Source organism: Rhodococcus sp. NPDC060084, assembly GCF_042730335.1.
Taxonomy (GTDB): Bacteria; Actinomycetota; Actinomycetes; order Mycobacteriales; family Mycobacteriaceae; genus Rhodococcus.
The window spans coordinates 1-21,308 of the sequence record NZ_JBHWWX010000054.1 but is presented as its reverse complement, the minus strand read 5'-3'; the positions used below and the strand labels follow the sequence as shown (position 1 = coordinate 21,308).

The following is a 21,308-nucleotide window of genomic DNA, read 5'->3' as shown; positions in this document are numbered from 1 at the left end:
GGATATCCACGTGGGGCGCGGTGCCGAGTGCGGACGATCGATTACGGATGCAGGGCGATCTTGATCGCGCCGTCTTCCTTGCGCTGGAAGATCTCGTACGCGTGCGGTGCCTCCGCCAGGGACAGCCTGTGCGTCGCGAAGGTGTCCACTCCGAGCGGATCGTCGTCCGTCAGCAGCGGAAGAATCTCCGGCACCCAGTGGAGGACGTTGGCCTGACCCATGCGCAGCCGGATCTGCTTGTCGAACATCGTCATCATGGGCATGGGATCGGTCATCCCGCCGTACACGCCGCTGAGCGAGATGGTGCCGCCGCGTCGCACGATATCGATGGCCGTGTACAGCGCGTGAAGCCTGTCCACTCCTGCTTTCTCCATCAGCGGTTCCGCGATCGCCGAGGGCAGGAATCCTGTCGCCGTCTGGGCAAGCTTGGCCACCGGCGACCCGTGCGCTTCCATCCCCACCGCGTCGATCACCGAGTCGGTGCCGCGACCGTCGGTGCGGTCGCGGATGATGTCGCCGAGATCGCTGCCCGCCTCACGGAGGTCGATCGTCTCCATACCGCGGGAAGCGGCACGAGCGAGCCGTTCCGGCACCAGATCGACCGCGATCACGCGCGCACCCCGGTGCGTGGCGATACGTCCTGCCATCTCGCCGATCGGCCCCAGCCCCAGCACCGCCACCGTGCCGCCGTCCGGAATGTTCGCGTATTCCACCGCCTGCCAGGCGGTGGGCAACACGTCCGAGAGGTAGGAGAAGCGGTCGTCCGCCGGCCCGTCGGGAACCTTGATGTGAGTCGAGTCGGCCAGGGGAACACGGAGATACTCCGCCTGTGCACCCGGCACGCTGCCGTACAGCTTCGAGTATCCGAAAAGTGCTGCGCCACTCCCCTCTTCGCGAACCTGAGTGGTTTCACACTGCGACTGGAGCCCGTGGTCGCACATGAAGCAGCTGCCGCACGATATCTGGAACGGGATGACCACTCGGTCTCCCGGAGTCAGGCTGGTGACACCGGCGCCGACTTCTTCCACGATCCCCATCGGTTCGTGCCCGAGAATATCGCCGGGCGTCATGAAGGCGCCGAGCACCTCGTACAGGTGCAGATCCGACCCGCAGATGTTGGTGGTCGTGACTCGAATGACGGCGTCGGTCGGCTTCTCGATCTTCGCGTCGGGGACATTGTCGACGCTGACCTTTCGACGGCCTTGCCATGTCACTGCCTTCATCGGGAACTCCTCCGCTGTGGATTGCACGTGTTTTCCGGGCTACCCGGCCCCCGCCGGGGTTAACCGCGCCGATCGGGGTATCCGCCGGGCACGAGATCCCGGATCGACCGGCGCGCACCCGCCCTACCCCACCACGAAGGAGATCGCACGTGACGTCATTGTGGCTCGCACGAGACGCCGAGGCCGGCACCCACACCAGCGACGAGTGGACGCAGCGACGCGAGGTGTACGACACCGTCGTCGTCGGCGCAGGGCTGACAGGCGTCGTCACCGCCTTGCTGCTCGCCCGGTCCGGGCAGCGCGTCGCCATCCTCGAAGCACGTGATATCGGGGCGGTGACCACCGGCAACACCACCGCCAAGGTGAGCCTCCTCCAGGGGACCGCCCTGTCACAGATCTCGCGCCGGCATTCCCGCCCGGTCGTGCAGGCGTACGTGGACGGCAATCTCGGCGCCCAGCGGTGGATCGCCGAGTTCTGCAAGCACAACGACGTGGCAACGGAGACCGCCGACGCGTACACGTACGCCGTGAGCGGCGAGAGCGTGGGCTCGGTCGAGGCAGAACACCGCAGTTGCCGCGCGGCGGGCCTGCCGACGCGAACCGTGACCGACACCGAGTTGCCCTATCCCGTCGCCTCGGCGGTCGTGCTGCCGAATCAGATCCAGTTCGACCCCATGCCGATGCTGCGCGCTGCTGTGCGCGAACTCCGGGCGAACGACGGCGAGGTCTTCACCGGGATCCGCGCCGTGTCGGCCTCGGCGGACAGCGGCGGCTGCACGGTCGAGACCGAGTCCGGAAGCGTGCGCGGCGCGCACGTCGTACTGGCCACAGGCATGCCGATCCTGGATCGAGGCGGGTTCTTCGCGCGACTCGAACCGGAACGCTCGTACGCCTGCGCGTTCGAGGTGGCAGAGACACCGCCCAGCGGCATGTACCTGTCGGTGGACTCGCCCACCCGCTCGATCCGGACCGCCCCCGCGGCGAATCCTCGGAGCGCCTCCTCGTCCGGCAACGACCACCCTCTGCTGCTCGTCGGCGGCAACGGCCACGTGGTGGGCCGGCACAAGGGATCCACCCGTGCCGCTGTCGCGGACCTCATCGCGTGGACGCAGCGGCATTTCCCGGGAGCGAAGCCCGTCGCGCGATGGTCCGCGCAGGACTACAGCACGCTCGATTCGCTGCCGTACGTCGGTCCACTGCTCCCGACAACGGACCGCCTCTGGGTCGCGACCGGCTACGGCAAGTGGGGTATGACCAACGCGGTCACCGCCGCGCACCTGTTGAGCACCCGGATCACCGGTGAACGCGATCCCGAGATCGAGGCGTGGGCTCCCGGGTATTCGGCGTGGAGCCCGTCCCAGCTGTTCGACGTCCCGAGCGCGGTGAAGCTCAACGCGGGCGTGGGCATCAACCTCGCCCGCGGATGGTGGAACGCGGAGACCAGCTCGGACTCCTCGACCGCACCCGGCGAGGGCGAAGGACGCGTCGCGCGCGACTGCGGCCTTCCCGTCGGCATATCCACGATCGACGGCCGGACCCAGCGGGTGTCGGCGGTGTGCCCGCATCTCGGAGGGGTACTGCGATGGAACGACGAAGAGGCCTCCTGGGACTGTCCCCTGCACGGATCTCGCTTCGCCGCCGACGGCACCCGGCTCGAAGGACCGGCGACGAGTGACCTGAATCGCCGCTGACCGCGACGTTTCCTGACACACGGCCCGGGGTATCCGGGTCCGGATCGAGAAAGGCACGATAGATATGACTACAGCGGAACAAGGCCGTCTCGCGGGACGCAGGATTGCGGTCCTCGCCACCGACGGTGTCGAAGAGGTAGAGCTCGTCGAGCCATGGAAGGCCGTCGAAAAAGAAGGCGCGACACTCGAACTGTTGTCGCTCCGGACCGGCGAGATCCAGGCGATGCAGCAGGATGTGAACGAAGCCGGCAAGTACCCCGTGGACCGGGCGGTAGCCGACGCGAACGTCTCCGATTTCGACGCACTGCTGCTTCCGGGCGGCACCACCAACCCGGATCATCTGCGCCAGGATCCCGACGCTGTCGCCTTCGTGCGGGACTTCGTGCAATCGGACAAGCCCGTCGGCGTGATCTGCCACGGCCCGTGGACGTTGGTGGAAGCCGGAGTCGTGGACGGCCGCACGTTGACCTCGTATCCGAGCGTGCGCACCGACATCCGGAATGCCGGTGGAACCGTCGTCGACAAAGAGGTGGTCATCGACCGGAACCTGGTGTCCAGCCGGAACCCGGACGACCTCCCCGCATTCTGCGCAGCCGTCATCGACGTGGTCGCCGAGGCGGGTTCGGGTAGCTCCTGACCGAGACGGATGACGGAGAAACCCGTCCGACAGCGCACGTGCCCAGTTGTGAGAAGTACTTGTTGTGAGAAGAAAGGACCCCTCGACGATGGTTGAGGTCCACGCACTGCCCGACCCCGCTGCGGCGACGCCCTCGCCCGCCGCGGTCGGGGCACGTTTCAGCACCGCCGAAATCAAGCGCCGCATCGACGCGATGTTCGACGAAGTGCAGGCCGTCGAAGTGGAGCGGCTGGAGGCGTGACTTCCCAGCTCACGCAGCCTGCCCGCCCGCATACCGATGCGAAAGTTGAACAACGATGAGTGAGACGTCCTCCAACCGATTCGTGGTCGTGGCCAACCGGCTGCCGGTGGACCTGGAGACCCCGCCGGACGGTGGACCAGGGGTGTGGCGTCGGAGCCCCGGCGGGCTCGTGACGGCGCTCGAGCCGGTCCTCCGTTCCGCCGACGGCGCGTGGGTCGGCTGGCCCGGCACCCCCGACGTCGACCTCGACCCGTTCGTCGAGGAGGGCTTGACCCTTCATCCGGTGCGACTGAGCGAAGCGGAAGTCACGGAGTACTACGAGGGCTTCTCCAACGAGACGCTCTGGCCGCTCTACCACGATGCGGTGATCGCGCCGACGTTCGACCGCGCCTGGTGGCGCACCTACGAGAAGGTCAACCGCCGGTTCGCCGAGGAGGCCGCTCGGGCGGCAGCGCCCGGCGCCACCGTGTGGGTTCACGACTACCAGCTTCAGCTGGTCCCGCGGATGCTTCGCGATCTGCGCCCCGATCTGAGGATCGGGTTCTTCCTGCATATCCCGTTCCCTCCCACCGAATTGTTCCTCCAGCTGCCGTGGCGGAAGGAGATCCTCGAGGGACTCATGGGTGCCGACCTTGTCGGTTTCCACCTGCCCGGCGGCGCCGAGAACTTCCTGTACCTCGCCCGGCGGCTGCTCGACCTCCCGAGCTCTCCTCGGGGCACCACCGGGGGCGGCACCATCGATCTCGGGGATCGACGCGTGCGGGTCGGCGCGTATCCGATCTCGATCGATTCCGCACAGCTGCGCGACCAGTCGGTCACGGCCGCAACGAAACTGCGCGCCAAGGAGATACGTGCGGAGCTGGGCGACCCGGAGACGATTCTCCTGGGTGTCGATCGGCTCGACTACACCAAGGGGATCAGCGTTCGGCTCGAGGCATTGCGCGAGTTGCTCGTCGAGGGCACGCTCGACCCCGAAAAGGTCGTCATGGTCCAGCTCGCCACCCCCAGCCGCGAACGGCTCTCCGCGTACGCGTCCTTGCGTGACGACATCGAACGGCAGGTCGGAAACATCAACGGCGAGTTCGGGCAGCTCGGACGGCCCGTGGTGCATTACCTGCACCGGCCCGTCGATCGCGACGAACTCGTCGCGATGTACGCCGGGGCCGACGTCATGGTTGTCACCCCGTTCCGCGACGGTATGAATCTCGTCGCCAAGGAGTACGTGGCGTGTCACGGCGACGGGAGCGGAGCGCTCGTGCTCAGCGAGTTCGCGGGGGCCGCCGCAGAGTTGAGGCGTGCGCACGTGGTGAACCCGCACGATCTCGAGGACGTCAAACGTGCCGTGGTGAACGCCGTGGGAGAAGACCGGGCGAGCTCCGCCCGGCGAATGCGCTCCATGCACAAACACGTGATGGCACACGACGTCGACCGCTGGGCGAATTCGTTCCTGTCCCATCTCACCGAGGATCACTGACCGGTCCGGACAATTTGTGACGCGGGTCGCATTATCAGCTGTGACCGACGTGCCCCATAGATGACGTATGGTTCGCCACCGCCTCACTCGAGGCGGTGGCGACGACGCTCGGTGTGTGCCGCATAATCGGACATATGACGGACCGCAGCATCCCGGAGGAGCCCGCACTGGCCGGGCACGCCGGAGACGGTGCCACCCAGCATGTGGGTAGCTTCAGGTACTTGCTCGCAGACGACGCATGGGAATGGTCCGATGCCGTCGCGAGGATGCACGGCTACGAGCCCGGAACCGTCACGCCGACCACCGACCTCCTTCTTCAACACAAACACCCGGACGACAAAGAGCACATCGCGATGCTTCTCGACGCGGTGCGTTCGGCGGGTGAACCGTTCAGTAGCCGGCACCGGATCATCGACACCGCTGGGAACGTGAAGCGTGTCGCCGTGATCGGGGACCGGCTCGTCGACGAGGACGGCACCCTGCTCGGCACCTCGGGCTTCTATCTGGACTTGTCCGATGCATTCGAGGAAGAGGTCCGCGAGGGTGTCGACCTGGCGGTGAACGCACTCGCCGAATCCCGCGCCGTGATCGAACAGGCCAAAGGCGTCCTCATGCTCGTGTACTGCATTTCGCCCCAGCACGCTTTCGAGGTGCTGGCCTGGCGGTCGCAGGAAACGAACGTCAAACTCCGGGTACTCGCCGAGCAACTCGTCGCCGACATCACTGCGGGCCCCGGGACCGAAGCGATGAGCCGGACGGAGTTCGACCACCTGCTCATGACGCTGCACGAGCGCGTCGGGAACGAATAGCGGGAGCCGCCCTCCGTACGGCTCCTTCGTCCCCGACCGCCGGCAGACAGCGCAGAGCGGCCGGACTTCAGCGCCGGACGGCGCTCAGAGCAGCACCGCGACGATGACCGCCACGAAGATCGCCACGATCACAGCGATGGAAACGAGTGCGACCCACCCACTGACGGGGAAGTGGTTTCTCGTTTCCGGTTCCGGTGCGGACAACCCAGAGGTCTGACCGGATTCGGGAGGGGTGGAACCGGGGCTGACCCCGCCGCCCTGCTCGAGATCGGGTGTCGACGCCGGATCGGGATCGGTATTGCGGTGCGGTTCGGGATCGGAGACAGTCACACATCCTCCTCGGGTCGTGGCATAGGTTGAACGGCGGATCGTGAAGGACAGGATCGACGGCCCTGCCCGGCCGTTCTCCCGGGAGTACCCGGGACCCGCTGTTCGAACCGCACCGACGGCATCCGGCTCGATACGAGTAGCCGGCACCGGGGATTACTTACCCGCGTGTGGGGTAGTCGTTGTGCAGTGCCCAACCCACGGACGAACCGGCTCGGGGAGGCCGCGTCACGGCGGTGTGGCGCACTGGAACGCGATCGAAACTACCTACAACACAGGATATTCCATGACACCTGAGGTCAAGAACCCCCGGAACGACTCACGGCTCGCACGGACAGCGATGTGGTACGCCGCAGGCGTGATTGCGCTTGCCGCCGTCGTCGCGGCCGGTGTGATCGTGTGGGCAAGCCTGAATACAGGCGATACCTGCGCCGACGCGGACTTCGCGGTCTGTACCGACCCCGCGCGCGCGATCCTCGCATTCGGCCCGGTTCTGATCTTGCTCCTCGGTGGGCTGGGCGCTTTCGTGCAGACCTTCCGGGTCTGGCAGGCGGCCGGCCGGTGGCAGATTTGGCATGGCACCGGATGGGCGCTGTTTGTACTGATGGTGCTCTACGCGGGCTTTGCCGCAGGTATAGCAGTGTGATCCCGCTCGACCTCCCCCCGGATTCGCCGGGCTCAGGACGCCCGGTCGAGCCCGAGCGTCGCGAGAGCATTGTCGAGCGACGGGTGCGCGACGACGGGGATGGTGGCCCCGAGCACGCGGAACAAGCGGTGCACGGGCCTGCTCCCTACCAGTGCCCAGTGATACCCGCCCTGCTCGCAGCGTGTCTCCAGGTGTTCGAAGACCCTGAGGCCGGCAGCACCGAAGAAGTCGACGTCGGAGAGGTCGAGGATGATGCGGGACGTTTCCAGGTGTCGGGCGGCGAAATCACGCAACGCGTGCGCATTACGGATGTCGATCTCTCCACGCACCCTGATCTGGATGACGTCGGAGCCGATCGGGAGGGCACTGAATTCTGCTCCGAACCACTGCTCGACCACGACGTCGGAGGGTGCAGGGCATACCGACCACGTAGCCGCGGTCGACCATCGATGAGGCGATGCGATTCGCTGAGAAACTGTCATGACACTTCCCAACACAGACGATGTTGTTAAGCGCGACGACAGCGGTGGCACTCCGGCTACCTACCGAAAAACCTCGCGGCCGCGTGGCGCTTCCGAGTTCCCGGCTGTGTGCTCAACCTTCCCAAACACTAGTGCAACCGGCGCCAGCTCTCAACCGCCGTCCGCTGTCCCGAGTGGCCCTGACCTCACATAGATCGGCGGTCTCGCCCCTCGATCCACGACCGGCCGACGGCGTGGCCTTCGCGCGCGGCGAGAATCTGCGCGCGGGTGTCGACCCGGGGCGCGCCGGAGCCGCTGTCGAGATGTGCAGCGCCGGAAGCCTCTTGGTGTGATCCTGACGACCGGCTTCGTGGTGTGGACCGCGTGCTCGTCACGTTGTTAGGGTCGCGGCGTGCCCTTCCGATTGCCGTTGAGGACCGACCGGTTGCGCCTGCGACTTCATCGCCCCGATGATCTCGATTGGATGGTAGCGGTCCACTCCCGGCCGGACGTCGCACGCTTTCTGCTGGACGATCCGTGGACCGAGGCTCGCGGGGCAGAGGTTCTGGACAAGCGTCTGGCGCGCACCGACCTCGACGGCGAGGAGGGGGCCGTAGCGCTGATCCTGGAGCACGACGGCGCGCCGGTCGGCGATATCTCGCTCTGGCTCACCGATCGCGAGCACCGGTCGGCCGAGATCGGCTGGGTACTCGATCCGGCCCACACCGGTCGCGGATTCGCTCGCGAGGCGGTCCGGACCGTCCTCACAACCGGGTTCGACCATGGCCGGCTGCACCGCGTCGCCGCTCAGATGGACGCTCGCAATACGCCTTCGGCTCGACTGGCAGCTGCCGTCGGGATGCGACGGGAGGCTCATTTCCGGCAGGACTTCTGGAGCAAGGGCGAGTGGACGGACAGCTTCGTGTACGCCGTACTGGCGTCGGACCCCAGGCCGTGACTCGGCGGGGGAACCCGCCGTGTAAGTGACTTTCGCTGCTCATGAGGTAGGCGGGAGGTTGAACACGGGGCGGTGTGGGTAGCCTTGCCGGGACACCTCAAGGAAACGACCCCCTGACCTGCTTCGACCCCCTCATGGAGATCAAAACCTCATGGCCAATTCCGCGTCGATCGAATCGGCACGAGACCACACCACCCCGGTAGTCGAACTGCGAGTTCAGGCCGACCCCGCCCAGCTGTCCGTACTTCGCGCGGTCGCTGCCGCAATCGCGCTGCAACACGACTTCGATCTCGATACGGTGGCCGACGTGAAACTCGCCGTGGACGAGGCCGCGACCCGTCTCATCATGGGCGCGCCGGATGGCGCGACCCTGTCGTGCAGCTTTCAACTGGTGCCCGGCCGGCTCCGTATCGCCTTGACCGCCCCCACCGCGAACGCCAACGCGGTCGGGCAACCCCGTTCGTTCGGGTGGCACGTGCTCAACTCGCTGACCGACTCCATCTCGGTGTCGTCGGAGGATCACGGGGACGGCACCCTCTCCACCATCGACATGTCCATCGCAGATGGTAGTGCCGCTCGGTGAGCCGAAATCCAGCACGATCGAGCGACGAGTACGCCGACGTAACCGAAACCTTGAGCAAGCTCCTGACGCTGAGTCAGGACGACCCGGAACGGTCGGCGATCCGTGATGCGGTCGTCGAGCGCTGCCTGCCCCTCGCCGAGCACATCGCGCGCCGATTCGACGGGCGAGGCGAAGCGTTCGAGGACCTGCTTCAGGTCGCGCGCCTCGGCCTCGTCAATGCCGTCGACCGCTTCGACACCGAACGCGGGTCCGACTTCGTGTCGTTCGCAGTGCCGACCATCATGGGTGAGGTCCGGCGTCATTTCCGCGACACCGGATGGGCCGTGCGCGTTCCGCGCCGCATGAAGGAACTCCACCTCTCCTTGAGCAAGGCGACCTCCGAACTCTCGCAGCACCTGGGCAGGGCCCCAACAGCAGCGGAACTCGCGGCGGAACTGGGGATCGACCAAGAAGAGGTCATGCAGGGCCTGGTCGCCGGCAACGCGTACCAGACCGTGTCCGTGGATCGTTCGTCCCCGTCGGGTGACGACGGCCTGACCCTGGCCGACACACTCGGCGACTACGACGCAGCGCTCGACGAGGTGGAGAACCACGAGGCACTGCGTCCACTGCTCGAGGCGCTTCCCGCCCGCGAACGCACGGTGGTTCTGCTCCGGTTCTTCGGCAACATGACCCAGACGCAGATCGCCGAGCGTGTCGGGGTGTCGCAGATGCACGTGTCTCGCCTGCTCACCAAGACGCTCGCGCAACTGCGCGAGCAACTCGGCGACAACTTCTGATCACAGATAACCCTCGACACCACACCGCCCCCGACCGGAATTCCGGTCGGGGGCGGTGCGGTGTCGGGCGAGTTGGCGACTACCCGGCGTTCGAGGACGCCCGGCGCCGGAGCCTGCGTGCCGCGGCCACGAGGTTCCGCAGCGACGGCTCGAGCTGCCAGTAGTGACGCGTCTTGAGCCCACCGTCCGGGTTTGCCCACAATCGGTCGAGCTCCACGGATTCCGCTGCCTCCGAGAGCAGTTGGTCGAGCTCGTCGATGTCGGGGATCCGGGCGGACCGGGATTCGTACACACCCGGTCCGACACCGTGGGACAGTGCCCTGTCCTTGATCGCTTCGAGCACCCAGCCGATGGACCGCGTTGCCACGATGGCGGTGACGTCCGCGTCCAGCCGTTCGATCGCGTCGACCACCGACTCCTGACCAGAGTAGGTCAGGTGCGTATGGATCTGCGTCTCTGGCTTGGCGCCACCGGTCGCGAGACGGAACGCGTCGACCGCCCAGTCCAGGTACTCGGCCCGGCCGTCCTGCCGCAGCGGAAGCAGCTCGCGGATAGCGGGTTCGTCGACCTGGATGATCGCGATGCCCGCTCGCTCGAGATCTGCGATCTCGTCGCGGATCGCGAGAGCGAGCTGATCGGCCGTTTCGTGCAGAGGCTGGTCCTGCCGCACGTACGAACGAGCCAGCATGGTGACCGGGCCGGTGAGCATTCCCTTGACCGGCTTGTCCGTCAACGACTGAGCGAACGAAATCCACTCCACCGTCATCGGCTTCGGCCGCACGATGTCGCCGTACAGAACCGGCGGACGAGTACAGCGCGAACCGTAGGCCTGCACCCACCCGTAGTGGGTGGTTGCGAAGCCCTCCAGCAGTTCGGCGAAGTACTGCACCATGTCGTTGCGTTCGTGCTCACCGTGCACGAGCACATCGAGTCCGATGTCCTCCTGGAGACGGATGGTGGATTCGATCGTCTCCTGGATGCGCTTGACGTACTCCTCCCACGACAGCCGTCCCTGCCCCAGCTCGTACCGAGCCTTGCGGGTCTCGTCCGTCTGCGGGAACGACCCCAGCGTCGTGGTCGGCACGGGCGGAAGATTCAGCCGTGCCTGTTGCGCAGTCCGTCGCTCCTCGTACGGTGCGCGATGGCGATGCTCGGGCGTGAGCGCGTTCATCCGGGCTCGGACGGTGTGCTTCTGCTTGAAGTGCACCGACACCGGCGGCCTCCGCCACCGTTCCTCGGCGCCGGTGGTCAGCGCCTTCGCGAGCGAGACCACCTCACCGACCTTCTGCTTCGCGAATGCGAGGCGGTCGGCGACATCGCCGGGGATGTCGTACTCGACGAGCAGGTCGTACGGAACGTGCAGCAACGAGCACGATGTCGAGACGACGAGGTCCGGTGCAACCGCCGCGATCGACTGGATGTATTCGAGAGTGCGACGCCGATCCGTCTTCCAGACGTTGCGTCCGTCGACGACACCCGCGTAGATCCGCTTCCGCTTGAGACCGGGCACAGCCGCGAACTCCTCGGCGCTCATCCTGCCGTTGACGAGATCGAGACCGATCGCCTCGACCTTCGACGACGCCAGGATGGGGAGCGCTTCACCGAACGAGCCGTACGGTCCTGTGACCAGGATGCGCGGACGCAGTGGGGCATGCGCCAGCACGTCGTATGCGCGGCGCAGCGCGGCCAGTTCGTCGTCGCTGCGATCCTCGGTGAACGACGGCTCGTCGAGCTGGACGCACGTGGCGCCGGCGCGCGCGAGCTGCTCGAACAGCTTCTCGTACTGCGGGAGCAGCGAATCGAGAAGGTCGAGGGTCCGGAAACCTTCTCGAGCGGAGGTGGGCGCGACCTTGGACAGCAGCAACAGCGACACCGGGCCGAGCACGACGGGCCGGAGTTCGATGCCGTCGGCCTTCGCCCGTTCGAACTCGTCGAGAACCGCTGCCGAATTCAGCTCGAAGACCGTGTTCTCGTCGAGTTCCGGCTGGCGGTAGTGATAGTTGCTGCCGAACCAGCGCACGAGCTCGAGGGGCGGGAAATCCTCACGCCCGCGGCACATCGTGAAGTAGAAATCGAGCGGGTCGAGTTCACCCAGCAGTGGGCGGAACCGCTCGGGGACCGCGCCGAACAACAGGGCGTTGTCGAGCACATGGTCGTAGTAGGAGAACGTGTTTCCGGGGACCTGGGTCAGGCCGGTCGCCGCGAGCTCGCGCCAGGTGTCTTCCTGGATGTCGCGAGCGACGGCGACGAGTTCGTCGCGCGTGCTCGTGCCGTGCCAGTAGGACTCGAGAGCACGCTTGAGTTCACGGCGGGGCCCGATACGCGGATACCCGAGGATGCTTGACCCGTATCCGTCGGCAGGAGTTGCCATGTCGGAGTCGACCTTTCCCTCATGCACTTCGCGCCCGTGCACCGGCAGCCGGTGCGTGAAGCACTGCTGTCGGAGCACGGGCGCCGAAGTACGGTGGTGCTGACTGGCTAGCTGGCCTTCTTGATCGCGCGGCCCTTGTCGGCGTATTCGTAGAAGCCGGCGCCCGACTTCTTTCCGACGAGCCCTGCCTCGACCATCCGCTGCAGCAGCGGCGGTGCGGAGTACAGGGGCTCCTTGAACTCCTCGTACATCGAGTCGGCAATCGCCTTCACCGTGTCGAGTCCGACAAGGTCGGTCAGTGCGAGGGGGCCCATCGGGTGAGCACAGCCCAGCACCATCGTCTTGTCGATATCGTCCTTGGTTGCGAATCCGGATTCGACCATCCGGATCGCCGACAGCAGGTACGGCACGAGCAGCGCGTTCGCGATGAAGCCGGCACGATCCGACGAACGGACGACCTGCTTGCCGAGTACATCCGCAGCGAACGCCTCCGCGCGCCGAGCGACGGTGGAACCGGTCTTCAGCGTGGTGACCAGCTCGACGAGCGGGAGCACGGGCACCGGGTTGAAGAAGTGCATCCCGATGACTCGCTCGGGAGCCGCGGTCGCGATGCCGAGCTTCATGATCGGGATCGACGACGTGTTGGATGCCAGCACCGCGTGGGGATCGGTGACGATCTTGTCGAGTTCGGCGAAGATTTCACTCTTCACCTTCTCGTCCTCGACGACGGCCTCCACGACGAGCTGACGGTCGGCGAAGTCACCGAGGTCGGAGGTGAAGCGCAACCGCCATGCAGCCTGCTCCCGCTCGCGCTCGGTGATCTTGCCGGTGCTCACCCCACGGTCGAGCGACCGGAGGATGCGGGCGCGTCCGGCTGCCGCGAGTTCGCGGGTCTGCTCGAACACGAGTACGTCGACATGAGCGCGTGCGCACACCTCGGCGATACCTGCGCCCATGATGCCGGCGCCGATCACGCCGACGCGCTGAATCTTTTCGCTGGTCACGTCAGCTCCTTCTCGTTTGTGGGGTCGTGAGAGGTCGTCGCTGGATGCGCGCGCACCCCGCGGCGGGATATCGGGGACCTGAGGGATCCCGCCGCGGGGTGGACCTGGGTGGCGCTGTTCCTAGTGGAACTGGCCTTCCTCGGTGGAGCCCTTCAGGGCAGCCGTGGAGGTGTTGGGATCGACGGTGGTGGCGATCGAATCGAAGTAGCCGGCGCCGACCTCACGCTGGTGCTTGATGGCGGTGAAGCCACGCTCCGCAGCAGCCTTGAACTCGCGCTCCTGCAGGTCGACGAAGGCGGTCATGCCCTCGCGGGCGTAGCCGTGCGCCAGGTCGAACATGCCGTAGTTGAGCGAGTGGAAGCCCGCCAGCGTGATGAACTGGAACTTGAAGCCCATCGCGCCGAGCTCCTTCTGGAACTTCGCGATGGTCGCGTCGTCCAGGTGTGCCTTCCAGTTGAAGGACGGGGAGCAGTTGTAGGCGAGCAGCTGGTCCGGGAACTCGCTGCGGACGGCCTCGGCGAACTTCTTCGCAACCTCGAGGTCCGGCACGCCGGTCTCCATCCAGATGAGGTCGGAGTACGGGGCGTAGGCCTTGGCGCGAGCGATGCAGGGCTCGATGCCGTTCTTGATGCCGTAGAAGCCTTCGGCGGTACGGGTGCCGTCGAGGAACTCGCGGTCGCGCTCGTCCACATCGGAGGTGATCAGCGTGGCTGCCTCCGCGTCGGTACGGGCGATGACGACCGTCGGGACGTCGGCGACGTCGGCTGCGAGGCGAGCCGAGGTCAGGGTGCGGATGTGCTGCTGGGTGGGGATGAGCACCTTGCCACCGAGGTGGCCGCACTTCTTCTCGGAAGCGAGCTGGTCCTCCCAGTGGGAACCGGCAACGCCGGCCGCGATCATGGCCTTCTGCAGCTCGTAGACGTTGAGCGCGCCACCGAAGCCGGCTTCGCCGTCGGCGACGATCGGTGCCAGCCAGTTCTCGACCGAGGTGTCACCCTCGACCTTGGCGATCTCGTCGGCGCGCAGCAGTGCGTTGTTGATACGGCGCACGACCTGCGGGACCGAGTTCGCCGGGTACAGCGACTGGTCCGGGTAGGTGTGACCCGACAGGTTCGCGTCGCCGGCAACCTGCCAACCGGACAGGTAGATGGCCTTGAGGCCGGCGCGGACCTGCTGCACAGCCTGGTTGCCGGTGAGGGCGCCCAGGGAGTTGATGTAGTCCTCGTTGTTGACGAGATCCCAGAGGATCTCGGAGCCGCGACGCGCGAGGGTGGCCTCTTCGACGACGGTGCCCTGCAGCTTCGCGACCTGCTCGGCCGTGTAGTTACGGGTAACCCCGTTCCAGCGGGGGTTGGTGTCCCAGTCCTTCTGAATTTCCTCAGCGGTCCTCGGGGTGCCGGTAGTCGACATCAAAAAGCTCCACTCTCTCGATCTGAATCCGCTATGAACGCTCAGCAGTACATACGTACGGCTTCACATCCTTTGCGTTCCTTTCGGATGTACTCCATGACAATGACACAGCCGAAAAACCCCGTCTACCTGTTGCTAATGCCAATCTTGGCTAGGTTCGAACGGGCCCTTGCAAAGGTTGCTAATAAGTGGCCCCGCCAACGACCGGGTTTTTTACCCTTTGGTTACCCGCCGGTAGGTTCCTACCTCGGCTTATGCCGGAAAAGTAATGTGGCGACGACCGGAGCCGGAGGACGCGCCACCGAGCCCGGCACTCACCACCGAACCCGCGCCTCTGTGAGCGCACTCACAGGACCGGCACCGGCCGGATCCGGCTCCCCGGCGCTCAACGGACGCCTTCTCTTAACAACCTGCGAACAACACATTGCGAAGCACCCCGACCGGGCTTTACCCTGGGCGAATGGCCAAGACCTTCGTCGGCGCCCGCTTGCGCCAGCTACGCACCGAGCGGGGACTGAGCCAGGCCGCGCTTGCCAAGACGCTCGAGATCTCCGCCAGCTACCTGAACCAGATCGAACACGACGTCCGGCCTCTCACCGTGCCGGTACTCCTGCGCATCAGCGAAGTGTTCGGGGTCGACACGACGTTCTTCTCCTCCCAGGACGACACCCGGCTCATCGCAGAGATGCGTGAGGTCGCGCTCGACCAGGAGATGGGCATCGACACCGATGCCCAGGAGATCGCGGAGATGGTCGCGGCGCATCCCAACCTGGCGCGCGCCATGGTCAACATGCACCGCCGGTTCCGGAACACCACCGCGCAACTCGCCGCGGCGACCGAAGACCGCTACAGCGACGGCAGCGGCAGCGGCGCCATCACCATGCCGCACGAAGAAGTGCGCGACTACTTCTATCAGCGCCACAACTACCTGCACGATCTCGACACGGCAGCGGAGGAACTCGCCAACCGGATCCGATTCCACCGTGGCGACGTGGGCGGGGAGATCGCCAAGCGCATGCAGACTGCGCACGACGTCCAGATCGTCAAGCGCATCGACCTCGGCGAGAACATCCTCCACCGCTACGACCCGGAGACCCGGATCCTCGAGGTAGCGCCCCAGTTGTCGGGTGGCCAGCAGGTGTTCAAACTCGCCATCGAGCTGGCGTACCTCGAATGCGGAGACCTCATCGACCGCCTCGTCGACGAAGGTGCGTTCACGAGCGACGCGTCGCGCACTCTCGCCCGCTTGGGCCTGGCCAACTACTGGGCGGCCGCACTGCTCCTGCCGTACACGCAGTTCCACGAGATCTCCGAGAACTTCCGGTACGACATCGAGCGGCTCTCCGCCTTCTACGGCGTGAGCTACGAGACGATCACGCACCGCCTCTCCACACTGCAGCGGCCCAAGCTGCGTGGCGTCCCGTTCTCCTTCGTCCGGGTCGACCGCGCCGGCAACATGTCGAAACGACAGTCGGCGACCGGATTCCACTTCTCGACGAGCGGTGGCACCTGTCCGCTCTGGAACGTGTACGAGACGTTCGCTTACCCCGGCAAGATCATGACGCAGATCGCGCAGATGCCCGACGGCCGGCGCTACCTCTGGGTTGCCCGCACGGTCGAGCGCCGCGCGGCTCGCTACGGGCAGCCGTCCAAGACCTTCGCGATCGGGCTGGGATGCGAACTGCGCCACGCCCACCGTCTCGTCTACGCCGACGGTCTCGACCTCGACGAAAGCAATCCCGGCACCCCGATCGGGTCGGGCTGCCGCGTGTGCGAGCGCGTGAACTGCCCGCAGCGGGCGTTCCCGCCCCTCGGCAAGGAGATCGACATCAACGAGCACCGCAGTTCGGTGTCTCCGTATCTCGTCCGCTGACGACGCGTCACCGACTCGCACACAGCGCTGTAAGGACGATGTAACACACTCGTCACCCGCGTCACACAACTGTGACCGGGAGATATTCTGGCGCAACAACGCCCTTCTAGTGTTTGGCCTCGCGGATACAGAGTTGTATACGCCGCCGGATACACCGGTCCTCTCCGGTCCCACCTTCGAAGGAAGGGCACCTTCATGTCAGTTGCCAGGTCCAAGTTCGCCACTCGCGCCATCGCGGCGCCTGCAGCGCTGGTCGCCGTCGGTCTCGTCCTGACCGCCTGTGGAAGCCGCGCGGGAGACACGCCCGACTCGTCGGCTGGCGCCTCCGGTGGCACGTCCTGTGTCGACACCTCGGGCGACACCATCAAGGTCGGTTCGCTGAACTCGCTCTCGGGCACGATGGCGATCTCCGAGGTCACCGTGCGTGACTCGATCGCCCTCGCCGTGGAAGAGATCAACGCGGACGGCGGCGTCCTCGGAAAGCAGATCCAGGTCGTCGCGGAAGACGGTGCCTCGGAGCCGACGGTCTTCGCCGAGAAGGCCGAGAAGCTCATCAGCTCCGATTGTGTCGCAGCGGTATTCGGAGGATGGACATCGTCCAGCCGCAAGGCGATGCTCCCGGTGTTCGAGGATCGCAACGCATTGCTGTACTACCCGGTCCAGTACGAGGGCCTCGAGTCGTCGTCGAACATCTTCTACACCGGTGCGACCACCAACCAGCAGATCGTGCCGGCGCTGGACTACCTCAAGGAACAGGGCGTGAAGTCCTTGTACCTGGTGGGCAGCGACTACGTGTTCCCGCAGACCGCGAACCGGATCATCAAGGCCTACGCCGAGGCGAACGGCATCGAGATCAAGGGCGAGGACTACACCCCGCTCGGGTCGACCGACTTCTCCACCATCGTCAACAAGGTCCGCACCGCCGACGCGGACGCCGTATTCAACACGCTGAACGGCGATTCCAACGTCGCGTTCTTCCGTGAGTACACCAACGCGGGTCTCGACGCGAAGGACATGCCGGTCGTCTCGGTGTCCATCGCCGAGGAAGAGGTCGTGGGTATCGGCGCGCAGAACATCGAAGGCCAGCTCACCGCGTGGAACTACTACCAGACCGTCGAGTCCCCCGAGAACGCGTCGTTCGTCGAGGCGTACAAGGCGAAGTACGGCGCGAACAAGCCGACGTCCGACCCGATGGAAGCTGCTTACACCTCGGTCTACCTGTGGAAGAACAGCGTCGAGAAGGCCGAGTCGTTTGCGGTCGAGGACGTCGTGAAAGCTTCCGACGGAGTCTCTTTCGACGCTCCTGAAGGCACCGTGACGATCGACGGCGACAACCACCACATCACCAAGACCGCCCGTATCGGTGAAATCCGCGGCGACGGCCTGATCTACACCGTGTGGGAGTCGGACGGCGCCGTCGATCCCGATCCGTACCTCGAGTCCTACGACTGGGCTGCCGGACTCTCCGGAAACTGACGCTCACGACCGGGAAGCCGACCAGGGAGGCACCATGGATGTCCTTGTAGGACAGTTGTTCACAGGATTGAGTATCGGTTCGATCCTGCTGCTGGCGGCACTGGGCCTGTCGCTGACCTTCGGGCAGATGGGCGTGATCAACATGGCCCACGGCGAATTCATCATGGCCGGCAGCTACACCGCCTTCGTGGTCCAGCAGGTGATCTCGTCCGCGGGTGTGTCCCTGTTCGTCTCGCTGCTCGTCGGCTTCCTGGTCGGTGGGGCGATGGGTGTCCTGCTCGAGGTCACCCTCATCCGCCGCATGTACCACCGGCCCCTCGACACCCTGCTCGTCACGTTCGGTGTGGGCCTGCTGCTCCAGCAGGCCGCCCGCGACATCTTCGGCGCACCCGCCGTCAACGTCGTGGCCCCGGCCTGGCTGTCGGGCGGTGTCGAGATCCTGGGCGCGGTGGTACCGAAAACCCGCCTGTTCATCTTGGCGCTGTCGGTGATCTGCGTGATCGCACTCATCGCCTCGATGAAGTACACCCCGATGGGCCGCCGGATCCGCGCGGTCGTGCAGAACCGCGACCTCGCGGAAACCGTCGGGATCTCCTCGCGCCGCACCGATATCACCACGTTCTTCCTCGGTTCGGGCCTCGCGGGCCTTGCCGGCGTGGCGCTGACGCTGATCGGCTCGACCAGCCCGACCATCGGGCAGGCGTACCTGATCGACGCGTTCCTCGTCGTCGTCATCGGCGGCCTCGGCAGGATCGAAGGCGCCGTGCTCGCCGCCGTCGCCCTGGGTCTGCTCAATTCGTTCATCGAATACTCCACCACCGCTTCGATCGCGAAGGTGATCGTCTTCGTGATCATCGTGATCTTCCTGCAGGTCCGTCCCCAAGGCCTGTTCGCCGTCAAGACGAGGAGCCTGGTCTGATGTCTGTGACGTTCTCCCCCCGGTCCCTGACACAACCCGGACCCGTCCGCACCGCAGCAGGATTCGCGCTCGCCGCGCTCGTGTTGTTCGGCATCGCGCCGGCGTTCCTGTCCGACTTCCGGCTGGGCCTGCTCGGCAAGTTCCTGTGCTTCGCGATCGTCGCCGTCGGAATCGGGCTCGCATGGGGGCGCGGCGGCATGCTGACCCTCGGGCAGGGCGTGTTCTTCGGGCTCGGCGCATACATCATGGCAATGCATCTCAAAATTGCCGACGCACAGTTGCGTGAGGACTCCGTCCCCGACTTCATGCAGATCGCGGGAATCCGTGAGCTACCGGCATATTGGGTGCCGTTCACCTCACCGTTCGTCGCGATCCTGGCGATCCTCATCGTCCCGGCGCTCGTCGCGGCACTGCTCGGGCTCGGTGTGTTCAAGCGACGTGTGAAAGGCGCCTACTTCGCGATCCTGTCCCAGGCCCTCGCCGCCGCCTTCGCCATCCTGCTCGTCGGTCAGCAGTCCACCGGCGGTTCCAACGGCCTCAACCGGTTCCGCACCTTCTTCGGCTTCGAACTCTCCGATCCCGTCAACAAGCGGATGCTGTTCTTCATCGTGGCGGCCATCCTGCTGCTCGTCGTCGCCGCAACCCGGCAGTTGATGCAGTCCCGCTACGGTGAACTGCTCGTCGCGGTGCGCGACCAGGAGGAACGCGTCCGGTTCCTCGGCTACGACCCCGCCAACATCAAGGTGGTGGCCTACACCGTCGCCGCGTTCTTCGCCGGCATCGCCGGAGCGATGTTCGTTCCCATCGTCGGCATCATCTCCCCCGCCGACATCGGCATCGTTCCGTCCATCGCTTTCCTCATCGGCGTCGCCATCGGAGGCCGCAGCACCCTGCTCGGGCCGGTCCTCGGCGCGATCGGAGTCGCGTGGGCCCAGACCGCGCTGTCGGAGAACTTCCCCTCGGCCTGGACCTACGCTCAGGGACTGCTGTTCATCGTGGTGGTCGGCTTCTTCCCCGCCGGCCTGGCCGGACTCGCCACCGTATGGCGCCGGCGCCGCCGGTCCCGGCCCGCACCACCCGCCGACGACGTACCCGCAGCGACGACCGAATTGGAGCCGGCACGATGAACGCACCCGTCTACGGCGGCAACGCCGGCATGGCCAGCGACTACCTCGAAATCCGCGATCTGCGAGTCACCTTCGACGGCTTCCACGCCGTCGACGGAGTGAACCTCACACTCCTGCAGGGAGACCTGCGCTTCCTGATCGGACCCAACGGCGCGGGCAAGACCACCCTCGTCGACGCGGTCACGGGCCTGGTCCCCGCAACCGGTTCCATCACCAAGTCCGGAATCGAACTCGTCGGCAAGAAGACGCACAAGATCGCCCGCCTCGGCGTCGGCCGGACGTTCCAGACCGCGTCGGTGTTCGAGGAACTGTCGGTGCTCCAGAATCTCGATATCGCCGCAGGTGCCGGGCGCTCCCCGTGGCAACTACTGCGCCGCCGTAAAGATGTGCTGCCCGAAATCGAGGAAGCCCTCGAGACGATCGGCTTGTCCGCCCACCGCGACACGCCGGCAGGCATCCTCGCGCACGGCCAGAAGCAGTGGCTCGAGATCGGAATGCTCCTCGTCCAGAACGCCGACGTGTTGCTGCTCGACGAGCCGGTCGCGGGCATGAGCGGCGACGAACGCGAGGAAACCGGCCGGCTGCTGCGCCGTATCGGCGCGCAGCGCACCGTCGTGGTGGTCGAACACGACATGGACTTCATGCGTGCGTTCGCGACCTCCGTGACCGTGCTGGCCCGCGGCAAGGTCATCGCGGACGGCACCGTCGAAGAGGTGCAGAACGATCCGCAGGTCCAAGAGGTCTACCTCGGCACCGCAGCTGCGGTCGGTTCCGACGGCACCGACACGTTCCAGGAGGCATGATGCTCGAACTCGTCGACGTGCGAGCCGGTTACGGCCGCACCGAAGTCATCCACGGTGTCTCGGTCACCGTTCCCTCCGACGGAGTCGCCGCCGTGATGGGCCACAACGGCGCCGGCAAGACCACGCTGCTGCGCGCCGCCGTCGGTCTGCTTCCGATCTCCTCGGGCAAGATCCTGTTCGACGGGCACGACATCAGCGGGCTCCGGCCGGCAGCACGCGTGGCCCGGGGACTCGCCTACGTGCCGCAGGGCCAGCAGTCGTTCGGGCAGCTCACCTGTAGCGAAAACCTGCAGGTCGTCGCGGACGGCCGCAAGAACGGCAAGAAGCTCGTCGCCGATATGCTCGACCTGTTCCCCGCGCTCGTCCCACTGCTCGACCGTCGCGCGGGGCTGCTCTCCGGCGGCCAGCGTCAGCAACTCGCGATCGCGCGCGCTCTGATCACCGAGCCGCGCATGCTCATCCTCGACGAACCGACCGAAGGCATCCAGCCCTCGGT

21 protein-coding genes are annotated in these 21,308 nt (G+C 66.0%); 15 read left to right on the top strand and 6 right to left on the bottom strand.

What is annotated here, in order from left to right; translation table 11 throughout:
- Positions 1-41: 41 nt before the first annotated feature.
- A complete protein-coding gene (locus tag ACFWBU_RS19800) occupies positions 42-1,223 on the bottom strand; it encodes a zinc-dependent alcohol dehydrogenase (RefSeq protein WP_378529041.1) in 1,182 nt (393 codons plus the stop codon).
- A gap of 149 nt (positions 1,224-1,372) precedes the next feature.
- On the opposite strand from ACFWBU_RS19800, the gene ACFWBU_RS19795 reads away from it, so the two are divergent.
- The 5 genes from ACFWBU_RS19795 to ACFWBU_RS19775 all read left to right on the top strand — a co-directional run bounded on the left by ACFWBU_RS19795 (position 1,373) and on the right by ACFWBU_RS19775 (position 6,075).
- Positions 1,373-2,914 (top strand): FAD-dependent oxidoreductase, encoded by a 1,542-nt coding sequence (locus ACFWBU_RS19795; RefSeq protein WP_169651295.1) that lies wholly within the window; start codon positions 1,373-1,375, stop codon positions 2,912-2,914.
- Between the two features lie 64 nt (positions 2,915-2,978).
- Positions 2,979-3,551 (top strand): type 1 glutamine amidotransferase domain-containing protein, encoded by a 573-nt coding sequence (locus tag ACFWBU_RS19790; RefSeq protein ID WP_169619325.1) that lies wholly within the window; start codon positions 2,979-2,981, stop codon positions 3,549-3,551.
- Positions 3,552-3,639: 88 nt separating this feature from the next.
- The gene (locus ACFWBU_RS19785; RefSeq protein ID WP_169619324.1) at positions 3,640-3,792 is read left to right on the top strand and encodes a hypothetical protein; all 153 of its coding nucleotides are present in this window, start codon (positions 3,640-3,642) and stop codon (positions 3,790-3,792) included.
- A 55-nt stretch (positions 3,793-3,847) separates the two neighbouring features.
- Positions 3,848-5,266, top strand: coding sequence for a trehalose-6-phosphate synthase (locus ACFWBU_RS19780; RefSeq protein ID WP_378529040.1), 1,419 nt, complete (start codon positions 3,848-3,850; stop codon positions 5,264-5,266).
- Between the two features lie 134 nt (positions 5,267-5,400).
- Positions 5,401-6,075 (top strand): PAS and ANTAR domain-containing protein, encoded by a 675-nt coding sequence (locus tag ACFWBU_RS19775; protein WP_378529039.1) that lies wholly within the window; start codon positions 5,401-5,403, stop codon positions 6,073-6,075.
- Between the two features lie 84 nt (positions 6,076-6,159).
- Here ACFWBU_RS19775 and ACFWBU_RS19770 read toward each other — a convergent pair whose 3' ends face one another.
- Positions 6,160-6,405 carry a DUF6480 family protein gene (locus tag ACFWBU_RS19770; protein ID WP_169619321.1) on the bottom strand — a complete coding sequence of 82 codons (246 nt, stop codon included), beginning with the start codon at positions 6,403-6,405 and terminating at the stop codon, positions 6,160-6,162.
- A 283-nt stretch (positions 6,406-6,688) separates the two neighbouring features.
- On the opposite strand from ACFWBU_RS19770, the gene ACFWBU_RS19765 reads away from it, so the two are divergent.
- A complete protein-coding gene (locus ACFWBU_RS19765) occupies positions 6,689-7,048 on the top strand; it encodes a hypothetical protein (RefSeq protein ID WP_169619320.1) in 360 nt (119 codons plus the stop codon).
- A 32-nt stretch (positions 7,049-7,080) separates the two neighbouring features.
- Here the strand turns inward: ACFWBU_RS19765 and ACFWBU_RS19760 are convergent, their stop codons facing one another.
- Entirely contained in the window at positions 7,081-7,446 is a 366-nt protein-coding gene (locus ACFWBU_RS19760; RefSeq protein ID WP_378529038.1) for an anti-sigma factor antagonist, read from the bottom strand.
- A 475-nt stretch (positions 7,447-7,921) separates the two neighbouring features.
- On the opposite strand from ACFWBU_RS19760, the gene ACFWBU_RS19755 reads away from it, so the two are divergent.
- From ACFWBU_RS19755 to ACFWBU_RS19745, 3 genes are all read left to right on the top strand, one after another.
- A complete protein-coding gene (locus ACFWBU_RS19755) occupies positions 7,922-8,467 on the top strand; it encodes a GNAT family N-acetyltransferase (protein ID WP_169619318.1) in 546 nt (181 codons plus the stop codon).
- A gap of 151 nt (positions 8,468-8,618) precedes the next feature.
- The gene (locus tag ACFWBU_RS19750) at positions 8,619-9,050 is read left to right on the top strand and encodes an ATP-binding protein (protein ID WP_378529037.1); all 432 of its coding nucleotides are present in this window, start codon (positions 8,619-8,621) and stop codon (positions 9,048-9,050) included.
- On the top strand, positions 9,047-9,829 hold the full coding sequence (locus ACFWBU_RS19745; protein ID WP_169619316.1) for a SigB/SigF/SigG family RNA polymerase sigma factor: 783 nt from the start codon (positions 9,047-9,049) through the stop codon (positions 9,827-9,829). Before ACFWBU_RS19750 ends, ACFWBU_RS19745 begins: the two co-directional genes overlap by 4 nt.
- A gap of 79 nt (positions 9,830-9,908) precedes the next feature.
- Here ACFWBU_RS19745 and metE read toward each other — a convergent pair whose 3' ends face one another.
- From metE to aceA, 3 genes are all read right to left on the bottom strand, one after another.
- On the bottom strand, positions 9,909-12,200 hold the full coding sequence (metE, locus tag ACFWBU_RS19740; protein ID WP_378529036.1) for a 5-methyltetrahydropteroyltriglutamate--homocysteine S-methyltransferase: 2,292 nt from the start codon (positions 12,198-12,200) through the stop codon (positions 9,909-9,911).
- A 107-nt stretch (positions 12,201-12,307) separates the two neighbouring features.
- Entirely contained in the window at positions 12,308-13,204 is an 897-nt protein-coding gene (locus tag ACFWBU_RS19735) for a 3-hydroxybutyryl-CoA dehydrogenase (RefSeq protein ID WP_169619314.1), read from the bottom strand.
- 120 nt (positions 13,205-13,324) lie between these two features.
- Positions 13,325-14,614 (bottom strand): isocitrate lyase, encoded by a 1,290-nt coding sequence (aceA, locus tag ACFWBU_RS19730; protein ID WP_169619312.1) that lies wholly within the window; start codon positions 14,612-14,614, stop codon positions 13,325-13,327.
- A gap of 460 nt (positions 14,615-15,074) precedes the next feature.
- Here aceA and ramB point away from each other — a divergent pair, with 460 nt between their 5' ends.
- The 6 genes from ramB to ACFWBU_RS19700 all read left to right on the top strand — a co-directional run.
- A complete protein-coding gene (gene ramB, locus ACFWBU_RS19725) occupies positions 15,075-16,487 on the top strand; it encodes an acetate metabolism transcriptional regulator RamB (protein WP_169619310.1) in 1,413 nt (470 codons plus the stop codon).
- 195 nt (positions 16,488-16,682) lie between these two features.
- Positions 16,683-17,963 (top strand): urea ABC transporter substrate-binding protein, encoded by a 1,281-nt coding sequence (urtA, locus tag ACFWBU_RS19720; RefSeq protein WP_169619308.1) that lies wholly within the window; start codon positions 16,683-16,685, stop codon positions 17,961-17,963.
- Positions 17,964-17,997: 34 nt separating this feature from the next.
- Complete coding sequence (gene urtB, locus ACFWBU_RS19715; protein WP_169651299.1) at positions 17,998-18,882, top strand: urea ABC transporter permease subunit UrtB; 885 nt, start codon at positions 17,998-18,000, stop codon at positions 18,880-18,882.
- Positions 18,882-20,009: an urea ABC transporter permease subunit UrtC gene (gene urtC, locus ACFWBU_RS19710; protein ID WP_169619304.1), complete on the top strand. Its 1,128-nt coding sequence runs from the start codon at positions 18,882-18,884 to the stop codon at positions 20,007-20,009. The genes urtB and urtC overlap by 1 nt, the downstream gene beginning before the upstream one ends.
- Entirely contained in the window at positions 20,006-20,812 is an 807-nt protein-coding gene (urtD, locus tag ACFWBU_RS19705) for an urea ABC transporter ATP-binding protein UrtD (protein ID WP_169619302.1), read from the top strand. The genes urtC and urtD overlap by 4 nt, the downstream gene beginning before the upstream one ends.
- Positions 20,812-21,308 (top strand): ATP-binding cassette domain-containing protein (locus ACFWBU_RS19700; RefSeq protein WP_378529035.1); only part of this gene is annotated, 497 nt, incomplete at its 3' end. The genes urtD and ACFWBU_RS19700, both read left to right, overlap by 1 nt.